The following is a 14548-nucleotide window of genomic DNA, read 5'->3' as shown; positions in this document are numbered from 1 at the left end:
ATTTATTGCTCAACACATCGTATCAAACCGCCATTGCATTGACGGTTATGGTGCTTGTTGCCCCGAGGATATTCCTATGGCTCTCTTTCTCAGCATTTTCCCCATCATCCTGCTGATTTGGCTGATGGTTAAGAAAAACAGTATGCCGTCTTACATTGCGCTGCCGATTACCGCCGCGCTGATTTACGTCATCAAACTGTTTTATTTCGGCGACAACGCCATGTTGCTCAACGCAACGGCAGCGTCAGGCCTCGTTTCTACCCTGACCCCGATTACCGTGATTTTCGGTGCCATTATGTTCAACCGCATGATGGAAACCACCGGCTGTATCGACGTCATCCGCAAATGGCTGGCCACCATCAGCCCGAACCCGATTGCCCAATTGATGATCATCGGCTGGTCTTTCGCCTTTATGATTGAAGGCGCGTCCGGTTTCGGTACGCCTGCCGCCATTGCCGCGCCGATCCTGATGAGCTTGGGCTTTAATCCGTTGAAAGTAGCCATCTTTACTTTGGTGATGAACTCCGTGCCCGTTTCCTTCGGCGCGGTAGGCACACCGACTTGGTTCGGCTTCGCACCTTTGGGCCTGGATCAAAAAAGCATTATGGAAATCGGTATGCAAACCGGCGTCATGCACTTCTTCGCAGGTTTCATCATCCCTGTTATCGGCTTGAGCTTCATCGTGCCTTGGGCTGAAATCCGCAAAAACTTGGGCTTCATCGGTATCGCCGTATTCTCCTGTACCCTTCCTTACGTCGCGTTGGCGATGGTCAATGAAGAATTCCCATCTCTGGTTGCCGGCGCAATCGGCCTGATGGTATCCGTATTTGCGGCAAACCGCGGCTGGGGCTTAAGCAAAGATTACGCCAAAGACCCGAATGCAGAAAAAGTACCTTTCGCACAAGTTGCCAAAGCACTGGCTCCTTTGGGTATGCTGATCGGTATGCTGGTAGTCACCCGTATCAAACAGTTGGGCATTAAAGGCCTGCTGACCAGCAAAGAAGAATGGTTCAGCTTCCAACTGCCGTTTGATTTGTCCAAAATCACCGTCAGCGACTCCCTGACCATCACCTTCGGCAACATCTTCGGCCAAGGCGTAAACGCTTCCTATCAAACCCTCTACGTTCCGGCTTGGATTCCGTTTGTCTTCACCGTTTGGATTTGCATCCTGCTGTACAAAACCAAATTCAAAGATGCCTGGTCTTTCTACGCTGCAACCTTCAACCAAACCAAAAAACCTCTGCTTGCACTGATGGGTGCGTTGATTATGGTTCAGCTGATGATGGTTGGCGGCGATGACTCCATGGTGAAAATCATCGGTAAAGAGTTTGCCGCGATGGCAGGCGAACACTGGGTGTACTTCTCCCCTTACCTTGGCGCAATCGGTGCATTCTTCTCCGGCTCCAACACTGTATCCAACCTGACCTTCGGCCCGATTCAACAACAAATCGCGCTTGATACCGGCCTGTCCGTTACCCTCATCCTTGCCCTGCAATCCGTCGGCGGCGCAATGGGCAACATGGTCTGCATCAACAACATCATCGCCGTGTGCAGCGTGTTGAACGTGAACAACGCCGAAGGCGCGATCATCAAGAAAACTGTCATCCCGATGAGCATCTATGGCGTCATCGCCGTGACTATCGCTTCAATTTTCTTCTTGTAAACCGCTTCATATCAAAGGCCGTCTGAATATTCAGACGGCCTTTTTTGTATTCTTTCGCTATATTTCTTAAAGAATCATTAATGTATATATTTCGCAACAACCCGCATAACCACTTTGCAACACCAAATTACAAACAACTTTCTATTAATAAACAATCGGGTAACCATAAGTAAACACTGTTTTGCAATTTACCTAATTGCCACTACCGACAAAACGCCTAAAATACACTTCATCTGCAAACGGAAACCCTTTCTCATTTTGCAAGATAACACACAACCCTCATATGGAGCTTAGATCATGAAATTACTTTCTGTTATCACTGCAGCCGCATTGGCTACTGTTTCCTTCTCTGCTGCCGCTGCACCTGCCGGCTTCGTTTCTTACCGTTGTGACGGTGGCAAATCACTGAACGTGATGTACGGCTTTGACCGTAGCGGCCGTGCAGTTACTGCCGACGTAAACGCCGGTGGCAAAAAAGCCTCTTTGGTTGTCGACAAAAAACGTTCTGACAGCACTGGCACTACTTTCACCAACCGTAAAGGCTATGTAATGTCTGCCGGTTTCATCGACAAAAACACCCATACTACTTCTGAAGTGGTTGGCGTGAACGCCCCTAACGGCTCATTCCTGGTGAAAAACTGCGAACCACGTCCACGTTAATCCCAGCTTTCCTATTTAACCGAATCATCCCGGTTTAATCAAAAGGCCGTCTGAAAAACAATTTTCAGACGGCCTTTTGATTCGAGCCTATAAAAAAGAGCGTGTACCGTACACGCTCTTTTTGTTTGTTTTCCAAATCAAATACGCATCGGCATTACGATGTATTTGAAGTTCGGATTGTTCGGCATAGTAAACAGCGTTGAGCGGTTGGCATCGCCGAAGGCAAGCTGCATATCGTCGGAGTGGATGTTACGCAACACATCCATCAGGTAGCCGATGTTGAAACCGACTTCAAGCTCTCCGCCTTGATAAGCGATTTCCAGCTCTTCGCGTGCTTCTTCCTGCTCGTTGTTGCTACATACGACACTCAGCAAACCTGGCTGTAAGAACAGTCGCGCACCGCGGAATTTTTCATTGGCAAGAATGGCGGCACGTTCGAGCGCACCCAAAAGCTGGGTACGGGATACGAGGAAAATCTTGTCGTTATCCAAAGGAATCACGCGGTTAAAGTCAGGGAACTTGCCGTCGATGACTTTGCTGACAATGGTCGTGCCGTTGCATTGGAAGCGTACTTGATTGTCCAAAAGCTCAACGGTGATGGATTCGGACGGATTATTCAGCAGTTTGAAGAGTTCCAATACCGTTTTGCGCGGCAGGATGACTTCTGTTTTCGGCAGTTCCTCTTCAATTTGGCTGGCCGCATAAGCAAGGCGGTGGCCGTCGGTTGCCACAAGGCGCAGTTGGTTGCCTTCGACCTGCATCAGCAAGCCGTTGAGGTAATAGCGGATGTCTTGAACCGCCATGCTGTATTGCACTTGCGAAAGCATGGTTTTGAAGGTTTCTTGAGTCAGCGAGAAAGTCGCGCTGACATCGTTGCCGACACTCATCAAAGGAAAGTCTTCAGCAGGCAGGGTTTGCAGGGCAAAACGGGATTTGCCCGCACGCAGAGTCAAACGGTTGTCCGCCCAATCTAAGGAAACCAGCGCACTGTCGGGCAGGGCGCGCAGGATGTCTTGGAATTTTTTAGCGTTGGTCGTAATGCGGAAATCGCCTGCCTGACTTTCAGGGCCGGCGGTATTGATTTGGATTTCCAAGTCGGTTGCCAAAAGTTTGGTTTGTCCGTCTTTGCTTTCCAGCAACACATTGGACAGAATCGGCAGAGTATGGCGACGCTCAACGATACCGGTAACGGCTTGCAACGGCTTGAGCAGACTGTCGCGGTCGGCTTGTAAAATCAGCATGTTCCATTCCTTTGAATTTGAAATCGGTTGATTTGGGTATTTTAAAATATTTTTTGTATTCAGACGGCCTCATATCGATATTAGGCCGTCTGAATATTGCATTGAGTCAGTTCTGAATCAAAATCAGCAGTTTTTCGTAGTCTTGCGCCAATTCGGGATCTTCTTCGCGCAGTTTTGCCACTGCTTTCACGCCGTGCATCACAGTCGTATGGTCGCGACCGCCAAAGGCATCACCAATAGAAGGCAGGCTGAGCGTGGTCAGCTCTTTGGTCAGGCTCATGGCGACTTGGCGCGGTCGGGCGATGTTGCGCGTACGTTTTTTGCCCAATATATCGCTGATTTTAATGCGATAATATTTGGCCGTCGTATCGATAATGGTGTCGGCGGTAATGACTTTGTGTTTCTCGGCAATAATATCCTGCAAAGCCGTACGCGCCAAATCCATGTCGATGACAGGACGGTTCATAAAACGGCTGCTGGCGCTGACTCGGTTGAACGCGCCTTCCAACTCGCGCACATTAGAGCGGATTAGGTTGGCGATAAACAAAGCGGCTTCGTCTTCGATACTGATACCGGCGGCTTCTGCCTTTTTCTGCAAAATCGCCACGCGCATTTCCAATTCGGGAGGTTCGAGTTCCAAAGTCAAACCCCATGAGAAACGCGATTTGAGACGGTCGTCCATGCCTTCGATTTTGGCAGGCAATACGTCGCACGTCAGGATGAGCTGTTTTTTCTCGTTGTGGAAATGGTTGTACAGATAGAAGAACTCTTCCATCGTACGGTCTTTGCCTTTGATGAACTGGATATCGTCGATAATCAGCAGGTCATATTGTTTGTATTGTTGCTTGAACACATCATAAGTGTTGTTGCGCACCGCCTTCATAAAGCTGCGGATATAGTCGTCCGAGTGCATATAGCGCACTTTGGCATCGGGACGGTTTTTCAGCAATTCGTTGCCGATGGCCTGCACCAAGTGGGTTTTACCCAAACCGGTGCTGCCGTATAAGAAAAACGGGTTATAGCCCTGCCCCGGATTTTCAGCAATCGCTTGGGCGGCTGCGGCGGCAAGGCGGTTGCCCTTACCTTCCACCAAAGTCTCAAATGTATAGTCGCGCGACAGATTGGTTTGCTCGTAGCGCGCTTCTTCCGCATCGTGTTGCGCGTCGGTTTTAGCTTTTGCCACCGCTTTAGACTCAGCCGGAGCGGCAGTTTGTACTTGAGGCTCATGCGGCAGGTTTTTCATGCGTTGCGCCAAAATCTCGGCAGCCGTCTTGGCAGCGGCAGGCTTGGACACCGTTTCAGACGGCCTGTCTTCTTCTACTGCCGCAACGGTTTGCAAAGGCATTTGGACAGGCTCTATACATTCTTCGACTTCAACAACTTCTTGCATTTGCACCGGAGCAACAGCCTGAGCCGCCATTTCATAATGCGTACCTACGCCCGGCTTAAACGCGAAAGCCACCTGCTGAGGCACCAACTCGGCACGCACGGCGTCAATCTTGGCGGCAAACTGGCTTTTGAGCATATTGCAGGCAAATTGGTTTTTACCATACACCACCCATACGCCGTTTTCTTCGCCCACGGTCAAAGGCGCAATCCATTGCGCAAACTGCCCTGCAGGCAACATTTCGTGAAGGCGGCAAAGGCACAGCGGCCAAAATTCAGCTAACGTCATGAGATTAAGCTCGGAAAATGGAAGATTTGGGAAATACAAGAAGGCAGAGCAAACAGGCAATCCGATAAAAATCAAATTTTTACAATATTCCCGCTGCTTTCAGACGGCCTTGCGCACAGAGAAAAGCAAGGTTGGGCGATTATACCCATTCCGCTCTTTTTTATCCACAACCGCCGCAAAATTTTATCCACAAATTCTATCAATGCATAAAACCCGTTGTCACATTTTAGCCAACGAAAAGTTTTTATATTGATTGACAAAAGCGGCAAATTGGAGTGTAATTCACGGTTTAATTATCTACCAATTTTTAGGAAACATCATGAAACGCACTTATCAACCTTCCGTTACCAAACGCAAACGCACCCACGGCTTCTTGGTTCGCTCCAAAACCCGCGGTGGTCGCGCAGTATTGGCTGCCCGTCGCGCCAAAGGCCGCAAACGCCTGGCTGTATAATTTTGAATTACGGCTTCTCGAAGCAGTATCGCTTATTAAAAACGGATGATTTTTCATCCGTTTTTGCGTTGAAAAACCGACGCAGCCGCGATTTGCTGCAAGTCTCCCAGTCCGCAGACAACGCGCTCGGCCATCCGCGCCTTGGTTTGGTCGTCAGCAAAAAGACCGCCAAACGCGCCCATGACCGCAATTATATGAAGCGCGTCATCCGCGACTGGTTCAGGCTGAATCAACACCAGCTGCCGCCGCATGATTTTGTTGTGCGCGTGCGTCAGGCGTTTAATCGGGAAACCGCCCCGGAAGCCCGCAACCAACTTGCCCAGCTGATGAAAAAACGCCGATGAACACCCTGCTTTCCAAGCTCCTCCTTGCACTCATCCGCTTTTACCAATACTGCATCAGCCCCCTCATTCCGCCGCGCTGCCGCTACACCCCGACCTGTTCACAATACGCAGTCGAAGCCGTCAAAAAATACGGCGCATTCAAAGGCGGATGGCTAGCCATCAAACGCATCGCACGATGCCACCCTTTCGGCGGACACGGACACGACCCTGTTCCATAATGCTGCTGTCAACCATTTAAAGAACACGATTTCCTTTAATTTCCCGTCGGTTTCTATATAATGCCGTCTGAAGCAGTTTTCATCTCGATTACCTATCCGTCAATTCCAGGAATCTCTTATGGATTTTAAAAGACTAATGGCGTTTTTTGCCATTTCAGTGGCAATCTTTGCCGGCTGGGAACATTTTTTCCCCAGCCCCAAACCTAATCCGGCGCAACAAGCCGCGCAACAGCAAACGGCCGCCGCTCCGGCAAAAGCCGCTGCCGAAGCCGCGCTTGCCCCAGCCTCCCCTATTACCGTTACCACAGACACGGTTAAAGCCGTCATCGATGAGAAAAGCGGCGACCTGCGTCAGCTGACCCTCTTGCAATACAAAGCAACCGGCGACGAACACAAACCTTTCGTCCTGTTTAACGACGGCAAAGAATACACCTACGTTGCCCAATCCGAGCTTTTGGACGCACAAGGCAACAACGTTCTGAAAGGCATCAACTTTAGCGCTCCGCAAAAACAATACAGTTTGGAAGGCGACAAAGTCGAAGTCCGCCTGAGCGCGCCTGAAACCAACGGCCTGAAAATCGACAAAGTTTATACTTTCACCAAAGGCAGCTACTTGGTTAACGTCCGTTTCGACATTACCAACAGCAAAGGCCAACCCGTCAACCTGAGCGCAGACTACCGCATCGTCCGCGACCACAGCGAACCCGAAGGCCAAGGCTACTTTACCCGCTCTTACGTCGGCCCGGTGGTTTACTCCCCTGAAGGCGGCTTCCAAAAAGTCAGCTTCTCTGATTTGGACGACGATGCCAAATCCGGCAAATCCGAAGCCGAATACATCCGCAAAACGCCGACCGGCTGGCTCGGCATGATTGAACACCACTTCATGTCCACTTGGATTTTGCAGCCTAAAGACGGCCAAAGCGTATGCACCGCAGGCGACTGCCGTATCGACATCAAACGCCGCAACGACAACCTGTACAGCGCAAGCGTCAGCGTGCCTTTAGCCGCCATTCAAGCCGGCGCGAAAGCCGAAACCGCCATCAACCTGTATGCCGGTCCGCAAACCACTTCCGTTATCGCCAATATCGCCGACAAACTGCAATTGGCCAAAGACTACGGCAAAGTACACTGGTTCGCCTCCCCGCTCTTCTGGCTCTTGAACCAACTGCACAACATCATCGGCAACTGGGGCTGGGCAATCATCGTTTTGACCATCATCGTCAAAGCCGTGCTGTACCCGTTGACCAACGCCTCTTACCGCTCTATGGCAAAAATGCGTGCCGCCGCGCCTAAATTGCAAGCCATCAAAGAGAAATACGGCGATGACCGCATGGCGCAACAACAAGCCATGATGCAGCTTTATAAAGACGAAAAAATCAACCCGCTGGGCGGCTGCCTGCCTATGCTGTTGCAAATCCCCGTCTTCATCGGCCTGTACTGGGCATTGTTCGCCTCCGTAGAATTGCGCCAAGCGCCTTGGTTGGGTTGGATTACCGACTTGAGCCGTCCGGATCCTTTCTACATCCTGCCTTTGATTATGGCGGCAACCATGTTTGCACAAACTTATCTGAATCCGCCGTCAACCGACCCTATGCAGGCGAAAATGATGAAAGTCATGCCTTTGATTTTCTCCATCATGTTCTTCTTCTTCCCTGCCGGTTTGGTTCTGTACTGGGTTGTCAACAACCTCTTGACCATCGCCCAACAATGGCACATCAACCGCAGCATCGAAAAACAACGCGCCCAAGGCGAAGTCGTTTCTTGATAAAAGCTTAGGCAACACAAAGGCCGTCTGTTGTTCAGACGGCCTTTTTTATTTCCCCAAACAAATACAGTTTGAGATTGAACCCAATCCAGTTTTAAGCGGCATGAAGCACAAAAATCGTCGGGCGTTTTTTCAAATTCGGCATTTCTTTTCTTTTCCGCCACTGCGCAATCGTCTGGCTGATGATTTCCTGTGTCGGCAAGGTTAAGTCCGTGGCCACGCATAATCGCGTTTCAGGATGCAGGTTTTCCACTGCATCAGCCAACAACGCATCGTTGCGATACGGCGTTTCGATAAACAGCTGCGTTTCATTCTGCTGGCGCGACCGTTGCTCCAAAGCCTTCAAACGCTGAATACGCTCATTTTTTTCAGACGGCAAATAACCCTTAAACGCAAAGTTCTGACCATTCGCACCCGAAGCCATCAGCGCCAGCAACAAACTGGACGGCCCGACCAAAGGCCGTACTTCAAAACCGTGTTTATGCGCCAACGCCACCAAATTCGCGCCCGGGTCGGCAACAGCCGGGCAACCTGCCTCGCTGACAATACCCATACTGCGCCCTTCTTGCAAAGGTTTCAGCAATTCCGGCAAAGTCTTCAAATCCGTGTGTTCATTCAGCGTTTGCAGATTCAGCTCGCGGATAGGCGTAGTCACACCCAAGTGTTTCAAATGCGCGCGCGCTGTTTTTTCCGCTTCCACGACAAAATCCGTCAGCCCGACAATCGCCTGTTGCTCATGCGGCAACAGGCATGGCGTATCAGGCGCACCCAAAGGGGTAGGAATCAAATACAAAATCGGTTTCATTCTTGCAACTCCCAAAAATCTCAGGCCGTCTGAACACATTCAGACGGCCTCAAACTATAAAACTTCCACACCTTCGTTTTTCAAAAAATCAATCAGACGGAAAATCGGAAGGCCAATCAAAGCATTTGGGTCCGTACTTTCAATCCGCTCCAACAAAGCAGCGCCCAAACCCTCGCTCTTCGCCGCGCCGGCACAATAAACCGCATCCGGCTCACGTTCCAAATATCGGCTGATTTGTTCCTGCGACAACTGGCGCATGGTAACCACCGTATGATCGACATGATGCTGAACCTTGCCCGTAGCAGTATTCAAAAGCACGATTGCGCTGTAAAATTCAATCCGTTTTCCACTTAAGTTTTCCAGCATCTGTTGTGCATTTGCGACGTTCATCGGTTTGCCCAACTGCCGTCCTTCGCACCATGCGACTTGGTCTGCGCCGATAATCAGCGCGGCAGGGAAAGCTGCCGCCAATGAACGGGCTTTGCCTTCAGCCAAACGCAGCGCCGTCTCGCCCGCATGCTCGCCCACAATAGGCGTTTCGTCAAAATCAGGCGATGCCGTCTGAAAATCGATACCCAAACGGCGAAGCTGTCCGCAGCGGAAAACCGAACTCGACCCTAAAACCAAAGGCAGTTTTACTTCCATATTTTTACTTAAAAACATTGACGTTAGACTGCCGAAATTATATCATACTCCGTTTATGTCATACCCTAATTTGATTGACCCAGAAGTTTTCGCCGCCGAAGGGCAGAATCTGCAAGGCAGCTTCCTGCTCGAAGAATTGGATGAACGAGTCAGTTCGCACGATTATCCGGCCGACAAACAGACGCGCGTGTCGTTTACGCTGCAAGGCGGCCGCGACCGGTTGCAACGTCTGTTTCTCGATTTGAACGTCAAAGCCGATATGCCCCTGATTTGCCAGCGTTGCATTACGCCCATGCCGTTTCTGCTCGATGAAACCAGCCGTATCGTCTTGTTTGCCGATGAAGAGAGTTTGGACGAAGCCATGCTTGCCGATGAAGAATTGGAAGGCATGCTGCTCGAAAAAGAGCTAGACGTACGAACTCTGGTCGAAGACCAAATCCTGATGTCGCTCCCTTTCTCCCCTCGACACGAAGACTGCGGCAACAATGGGACACTGGAAGAAGTCAATCGGGACAAACCAAACCCCTTCGCTGTTTTAGCAGGTTTGAAAAGCAGTTAATTAGGACACAGTTTATTTATTTAGGAGCTTGAAATGGCCGTTCAACAAAACAAAAAATCCCCTTCCAAACGCGGTATGCACCGTTCACACGACGCTCTGACTGCGCCTTCTCTGTCTGTCGACAGCGCAACCGGCGAAGTGCATCGTCCACACCACATTTCTCCAAACGGTATGTACCGTGGCCGTAAAGTGGTAAAAGCTAAAGGCGAATAATCCGTTCGTCTGACTGAAAAAGCCAGAATATTGCCATGCAATGACTGGCTTTTTTGCATTGCACCCTGTATTTTCCTCTTCGGAAGCACACCATGAAACGTAAAATCTGGTACACCTACGACGACATCCACCGCGTAATCAAAGGATTGGCGGAAAAAATCCAAAACTCCGGCACCAAATACGATGCCATGATTGCCATTGGCGGCGGCGGTTTTATCCCTGCCCGCATGTTGCGCTGCTTCTTGGAAATCCCGATTTACGCCGTGACCACAGCCTACTACGACAACGATCACGAAGGTCAAGTGACCGAGGAAGTGAAAAAGGTCCAATGGCTCGATCCCGTTCCCGATGTACTGAAAGGCAAAAACGTACTGGTTGTTGACGAAGTGGACGACAGCCGCGTTACCATGGAATTCTGCCTGAACGAATTGTTGAAAGAAGATTTCGGCACCATCGGCGTGGCAGTATTGCATGAAAAAATCAAAGCCAAAGTCGGCAAGATTCCCGAAGGCATCCCTTATTTCAGCGGCATTACCGTGGAAGACTGGTGGATCAACTATCCTTGGGACGCACTGGACATTGACGAACACAATAAATTGGCCGCGCAAAACCGATAAATCCGGCATGACCGTCGCAACAAGCCTTTCCATCTGATTTTCAATCTATCTCCTGAAAATCAGATGAGTGTGCTTGTCCGATGGTCTGAGGCCGTCTGAAACACACAAACCGGAGAACAACATGATTACACTGGCCGTAGATGCCATGGGCGGAGATGCAGGCCTTGCGATTACCGTCCCCGGTGCAGTGGATTTCCTTAAACAACAATCCGATGTACATCTGATTATGGTCGGCGATGAAGCAGCAGTCCGCCAAGCATTAAGCTCGGCAGGTGCGCCTATGGACCGCATTACCGTCTGCCATGCAGCACAAGTTGTTGAAATGGATGAAGCGCCGCAATCCGCGCTGAAAAATAAAAAAGAATCATCCATGCGCATCGCCATCAACCAAGTCAAAGAAGGCAACGCGCAAGCCGCCGTATCGGCAGGCAATACCGGCGCACTGATGGCGACCGCCCGATTCGTCCTCAAAACCATTCCCGGCATTGAGCGCCCTGCCATCGCCAAATTCCTGCCTTCCGACAGCGAACACGTTACTTTGGCTTTGGATTTGGGTGCCAACGTTGACTGTACGCCCGAACAACTGGTTCAATTTGCCATCATCGGCAGCGAGCTGGTACACGCGCTACACCCCGAAAAAGGCAGCCCGCGTGTCGCCCTTTTGAACGTCGGTACAGAAGACATCAAGGGCACGGATGCCGTCAAACAAACCTTTAAACTGTTGAGCAGCAGCAAACTCAACTTCATCGGCAATATCGAAAGCAACAGCGTTTTGTATGGCGAAGCCGATGTCGTTGTCGCAGACGGATTTGTCGGCAACGTTATGCTCAAAACGATCGAAGGCGCGGTTAAATTCATGAGCGGCGCCATCCGCCGTGAATTCCAAAGCAACCTGTTCAACAAACTTGCCGCCATTGCCGCCCTGCCCGCGCTCAAAGGCTTGAAAGGCAAACTGGATCCGCGCAAATTTAACGGCGCCATCTTGCTTGGTTTACGCGGTATCGTGATTAAAAGCCATGGCGGAACCGACGAAGTCGGCTTCCGTTATGCTTTGGAAGAAGCCTACCACGAAGCCAAATCCGCCGGCCTCGCCCAAATCGAACAAGGCGTAGCCACCCAGTTGGCTGCTTTAGAAGCCGCCAAAGCAGAAGCAGAACAGGAAGAAACCGCCGCTGCGGCCACGGAAGCTTAAGGCTGATATACACAGGCCGTCTGAAACTTCACAATGTTCAGACGGCCTGTTTTTATCTTTGAAACACCAACTTCATGCTTCATATTGGGAATTTCCCCATTTTCGCTTACAATATCCGACTATCTGAATTAACTCTCTAAAAAGGCCGTTCTCATGCAATATGCCCAAATTTCCGGTACAGGCAGCTACCTTCCTGCCAACCGCGTCAGCAATGACGACCTTGCCAAAAAAGTGGACACTTCCGACGAATGGATTACCACGCGTACAGGCATCAAATTCCGCCATATTGCAGACGAGGGCGAAAAAACCAGCGACTTGGCCGCCGAATCAGCACGTCGTGCCTTGGCAGATGCCCATTTACAGGCTGACGACATCGACCTGATTATCGTCGCCACAGCCACTCCCGATATGCAGTTCCCTTCTACGGCAACCATCGTGCAGCAAAAATTGGGCATTACCAACGGTTGCCCCGCCTTTGACGTCCAAGCCGTGTGCGCCGGTTTTATGTATGCCATGACCACTGCCAATGCCTATATCAAAAGCGGTATGGCGAAAAATGCTTTGGTTATCGGCGCGGAAACCTTCAGCCGCATCGTCGATTGGAACGACCGCACCACCTGCGTCCTCTTTGGTGACGGCGCAGGCGCGGTTGTCTTAAGCGCATCTGACGAACCGGGCATCATCCACAGCAAACTCAAAGCCGACGGCAACTACCTCAACCTTTTAAACGTCCCCGGGCAAATCGCCAACGGCCAGGTTTGCGGCTCACCCTACATCAGCATGGACGGTCCCGGCGTATTCAAATTTGCCGTCAAAATGCTGGCAAAAATTGCAGATGACGTTATCGAAGAAGCCGGATACACCGCCGACCAAATCGATTGGATTGTGCCGCACCAAGCCAACAAGCGCATTATCGACTCTACCGCCAAACACTTGGGCTTGAGCATGGACAAAGTGATCTTGACCGTCCAAGACCACGGCAACACTTCCGCAGCCTCCATTCCGTTGGCACTGGATGTCGGCATTAAAAACGGGCAAATCAAACGCGGACAAAACCTCTTGCTCGAAGGTATCGGCGGCGGTTTTGCCTGGGGTGCGGTTTTGGTGAAATACTAACGATTGGGCCGTCTGAATATCCCTTCAGACGGCCTATTCTGCTCAAACCCATGAAATCCCTAACGTTTGCACTCTGCATCAGCAGCCTGTTTTTAAGCATAACGGCTGTAATATTGCCCAAACTGGCAATCGCCTATCTCGCACTGAGCGCATACGTTTTCCTGCTTTACCACCAAGACAAACAGCGCGCACGCAAGCAAGACAGGCGCATACACGAAGCAAAATTGCACCTGCTCAACCTGCTTGGCGGCTGGCCGGGCGGTTATTGCGGCAGCCTCGCATTCCGGCATAAAACCAGCAAACCCGAGTTTGTCCGCACCTTTCGGCTGAGTGCCGCAACCAATACTGTCGCCACCCTCCTTCTGCTGGCAGACACCCTCAAACATTCAAACCAATAAGGAATTACCATGTCTTTCGCATTCTTCTTTCCCGGACAAGGCTCACAAAGCCTAGGCATGATGAACGGCTTTGCCGAGCAAGCCATCGTTAAAGCCACATTTGACGAAGCTTCCGCCGTATTGGGTCAAGACCTGTGGGCAATGATTAACGGCGAAGATGCCGAATTAATCGGACAAACCGTCAACACCCAGCCCATCATGCTGGCTGCCGGCATTGCCACCTACCGCGCCTACTTGGAAGCCGGCGGAAAAACCCCTTCCGTCGTTGCAGGCCACAGCCTCGGTGAATACACTGCCCTCGTCGCCGCCGGCGCATTGGATTTTGCAGATGCAGTCAAACTGGTCCGCCTACGCGCCGAACTCATGCAATCTGCCGTACCGCAAGGCGTAGGCGCAATGGCCGCTATTTTGGGTTTGGAAGACGAACAAGTCAAAGCCATTTGCGCCGAAGCCGCACAAGGCGAAGTCGTTGAAGCCGTCAACTTCAACTCCCCAGGCCAAGTCGTGATTGCCGGCAATACCGCCGCAGTCGAACGCGCCATGGCCGCTGCCAAAGAAGCCGGAGCCAAACGCGCCCTGCCGCTGCCTGTTTCCGTTCCCTCACATTGCAGCCTCATGAAGCCCGCAGCAGAAAAACTTGCCGAAGCATTGAAAGACATCACCATCAAACAACCGCAAATCCGCGTCATCCATAACGCCGATGTTGCTTCTTATGATGATGCCGACAAAATCAAAGACGCCCTAGTACGCCAACTGTACAGCCCGGTGCGCTGGACAGAAACCGTCAACGCGCTTGTTTCCGAAGGTATCACCGAATCCGCCGAATGCGGCCCCGGCAAAGTCCTCGCAGGCCTCGCCAAACGCATCAACAAAGAAGCCGTATGCAGCGCATTGACCAATGCCGATCAAGTGGCTACATTTATTGAAGTCCATTAAAACGTTTTCAGACGGCCTTATCCTGTTAGGCAAGGCCGTCTGAAAAA

17 protein-coding genes are annotated in these 14548 nt (G+C 51.0%); 13 read left to right on the top strand and 4 right to left on the bottom strand.

Annotation, left to right across the window (positions count from 1 at the left end; genetic code table 11):
* The first annotated feature begins 76 nt into the window (after positions 1-76).
* A complete protein-coding gene (locus tag HMPREF2551_RS00930) occupies positions 77-1663 on the top strand; it encodes an L-lactate permease (RefSeq protein ID WP_070836805.1) in 1587 nt (528 codons plus the stop codon).
* A 297-nt stretch (positions 1664-1960) separates the two neighbouring features.
* Positions 1961-2323, top strand: a complete 363-nt coding sequence (locus HMPREF2551_RS00925; protein ID WP_004520408.1) for an ACP-like domain-containing protein — start codon at positions 1961-1963, stop codon at positions 2321-2323.
* 137 nt (positions 2324-2460) lie between these two features.
* Here HMPREF2551_RS00925 and dnaN read toward each other — a convergent pair whose 3' ends face one another.
* Both dnaN and dnaA read right to left on the bottom strand, forming a co-directional pair.
* Positions 2461-3564: a DNA polymerase III subunit beta gene (gene dnaN, locus HMPREF2551_RS00920; protein ID WP_070836804.1), complete on the bottom strand. Its 1104-nt coding sequence runs from the start codon at positions 3562-3564 to the stop codon at positions 2461-2463.
* Between the two features lie 106 nt (positions 3565-3670).
* The gene (gene dnaA, locus HMPREF2551_RS00915) at positions 3671-5239 is read right to left on the bottom strand and encodes a chromosomal replication initiator protein DnaA (protein WP_070836803.1); all 1569 of its coding nucleotides are present in this window, start codon (positions 5237-5239) and stop codon (positions 3671-3673) included.
* A gap of 319 nt (positions 5240-5558) precedes the next feature.
* Between dnaA and rpmH the strand changes: the two genes are divergently transcribed.
* The 4 genes from rpmH to yidC all read left to right on the top strand — a co-directional run bounded on the left by rpmH (position 5559) and on the right by yidC (position 8020).
* The gene (gene rpmH, locus HMPREF2551_RS00905) at positions 5559-5693 is read left to right on the top strand and encodes a 50S ribosomal protein L34 (RefSeq protein ID WP_002214728.1); all 135 of its coding nucleotides are present in this window, start codon (positions 5559-5561) and stop codon (positions 5691-5693) included.
* Between the two features lie 2 nt (positions 5694-5695).
* Positions 5696-6037, top strand: coding sequence for a ribonuclease P protein component (gene rnpA / locus HMPREF2551_RS00900; RefSeq protein WP_003748912.1), 342 nt, complete (start codon positions 5696-5698; stop codon positions 6035-6037).
* Positions 6034-6255 carry a membrane protein insertion efficiency factor YidD gene (gene yidD, locus HMPREF2551_RS00895; protein WP_003682178.1) on the top strand — a complete coding sequence of 74 codons (222 nt, stop codon included), beginning with the start codon at positions 6034-6036 and terminating at the stop codon, positions 6253-6255. Before rnpA ends, yidD begins: the two co-directional genes overlap by 4 nt.
* Before the next feature lie 118 nt (positions 6256-6373).
* On the top strand, positions 6374-8020 hold the full coding sequence (gene yidC / locus HMPREF2551_RS00890) for a membrane protein insertase YidC (RefSeq protein WP_070836801.1): 1647 nt from the start codon (positions 6374-6376) through the stop codon (positions 8018-8020).
* A gap of 94 nt (positions 8021-8114) precedes the next feature.
* On the opposite strand, the gene HMPREF2551_RS00885 is transcribed toward yidC, so the two are convergent.
* Entirely contained in the window at positions 8115-8825 is a 711-nt protein-coding gene (locus tag HMPREF2551_RS00885) for an SAM-dependent methyltransferase (RefSeq protein ID WP_004520414.1), read from the bottom strand.
* Positions 8826-8879: 54 nt separating this feature from the next.
* Positions 8880-9470: a Maf family protein gene (locus HMPREF2551_RS00880; protein WP_070836914.1), complete on the bottom strand. Its 591-nt coding sequence runs from the start codon at positions 9468-9470 to the stop codon at positions 8880-8882.
* 55 nt (positions 9471-9525) lie between these two features.
* Here HMPREF2551_RS00880 and HMPREF2551_RS00875 point away from each other — a divergent pair, with 55 nt between their 5' ends.
* From HMPREF2551_RS00875 to fabD, 7 genes are all read left to right on the top strand, one after another.
* Positions 9526-10029: a YceD family protein gene (locus HMPREF2551_RS00875; protein ID WP_070836800.1), complete on the top strand. Its 504-nt coding sequence runs from the start codon at positions 9526-9528 to the stop codon at positions 10027-10029.
* Between the two features lie 33 nt (positions 10030-10062).
* Positions 10063-10242: a 50S ribosomal protein L32 gene (rpmF, locus tag HMPREF2551_RS00870; RefSeq protein ID WP_002240035.1), complete on the top strand. Its 180-nt coding sequence runs from the start codon at positions 10063-10065 to the stop codon at positions 10240-10242.
* Positions 10243-10334: 92 nt separating this feature from the next.
* On the top strand, positions 10335-10859 hold the full coding sequence (locus HMPREF2551_RS00865; protein WP_003748924.1) for a phosphoribosyltransferase: 525 nt from the start codon (positions 10335-10337) through the stop codon (positions 10857-10859).
* Between the two features lie 121 nt (positions 10860-10980).
* Positions 10981-12051: a phosphate acyltransferase PlsX gene (gene plsX / locus HMPREF2551_RS00860; protein WP_070836799.1), complete on the top strand. Its 1071-nt coding sequence runs from the start codon at positions 10981-10983 to the stop codon at positions 12049-12051.
* 153 nt (positions 12052-12204) lie between these two features.
* Positions 12205-13167, top strand: a complete 963-nt coding sequence (locus HMPREF2551_RS00855) for a beta-ketoacyl-ACP synthase III (protein ID WP_070836798.1) — start codon at positions 12205-12207, stop codon at positions 13165-13167.
* 50 nt (positions 13168-13217) lie between these two features.
* Positions 13218-13565 carry a DUF1294 domain-containing protein gene (locus HMPREF2551_RS00850; protein ID WP_070836797.1) on the top strand — a complete coding sequence of 116 codons (348 nt, stop codon included), beginning with the start codon at positions 13218-13220 and terminating at the stop codon, positions 13563-13565.
* Positions 13566-13574: 9 nt separating this feature from the next.
* On the top strand, positions 13575-14501 hold the full coding sequence (gene fabD, locus HMPREF2551_RS00845) for an ACP S-malonyltransferase (RefSeq protein WP_070836796.1): 927 nt from the start codon (positions 13575-13577) through the stop codon (positions 14499-14501).
* Positions 14502-14548 lie beyond the last annotated feature (47 nt).

It is taken from the genome of Neisseria sp. HMSC066H01 (assembly GCF_001837375.1).
GTDB lineage: Bacteria > Pseudomonadota > Gammaproteobacteria > Burkholderiales > Neisseriaceae > Neisseria.
Note: the sequence above shows the minus strand (reverse complement) of the source record. Positions and strands in the feature narration are given on the sequence as shown.

Bases quoted from the DNA above. Each gene is read 5' to 3' on its own strand.
- HMPREF2551_RS00930 (WP_070836805.1), top strand. From the start codon at position 77: ATGGCTCTCTTTCTCAGCATTTTCCCCATCATCCTGCTGATTTGGCTG.
- HMPREF2551_RS00925 (WP_004520408.1), top strand. From the start codon at position 1,961: ATGAAATTACTTTCTGTTATCACTGCAGCCGCATTGGCTACTGTTTCC.
- dnaN (WP_070836804.1), bottom strand. From the start codon at position 3,564: ATGCTGATTTTACAAGCCGACCGCGACAGTCTGCTCAAGCCGTTGCAA.
- dnaA (WP_070836803.1), bottom strand. From the start codon at position 5,239: ATGACGTTAGCTGAATTTTGGCCGCTGTGCCTTTGCCGCCTTCACGAA.
- rpmH (WP_002214728.1), top strand. From the start codon at position 5,559: ATGAAACGCACTTATCAACCTTCCGTTACCAAACGCAAACGCACCCAC.
- yidD (WP_003682178.1), top strand. From the start codon at position 6,034: ATGAACACCCTGCTTTCCAAGCTCCTCCTTGCACTCATCCGCTTTTAC.
- yidC (WP_070836801.1), top strand. From the start codon at position 6,374: ATGGATTTTAAAAGACTAATGGCGTTTTTTGCCATTTCAGTGGCAATC.
- HMPREF2551_RS00885 (WP_004520414.1), bottom strand. From the start codon at position 8,825: ATGAAACCGATTTTGTATTTGATTCCTACCCCTTTGGGTGCGCCTGAT.
- HMPREF2551_RS00880 (WP_070836914.1), bottom strand. From the start codon at position 9,470: ATGGAAGTAAAACTGCCTTTGGTTTTAGGGTCGAGTTCGGTTTTCCGC.
- HMPREF2551_RS00875 (WP_070836800.1), top strand. From the start codon at position 9,526: ATGTCATACCCTAATTTGATTGACCCAGAAGTTTTCGCCGCCGAAGGG.
- rpmF (WP_002240035.1), top strand. From the start codon at position 10,063: ATGGCCGTTCAACAAAACAAAAAATCCCCTTCCAAACGCGGTATGCAC.
- HMPREF2551_RS00865 (WP_003748924.1), top strand. From the start codon at position 10,335: ATGAAACGTAAAATCTGGTACACCTACGACGACATCCACCGCGTAATC.
- plsX (WP_070836799.1), top strand. From the start codon at position 10,981: ATGATTACACTGGCCGTAGATGCCATGGGCGGAGATGCAGGCCTTGCG.
- HMPREF2551_RS00855 (WP_070836798.1), top strand. From the start codon at position 12,205: ATGCAATATGCCCAAATTTCCGGTACAGGCAGCTACCTTCCTGCCAAC.
- HMPREF2551_RS00850 (WP_070836797.1), top strand. From the start codon at position 13,218: ATGAAATCCCTAACGTTTGCACTCTGCATCAGCAGCCTGTTTTTAAGC.
- fabD (WP_070836796.1), top strand. From the start codon at position 13,575: ATGTCTTTCGCATTCTTCTTTCCCGGACAAGGCTCACAAAGCCTAGGC.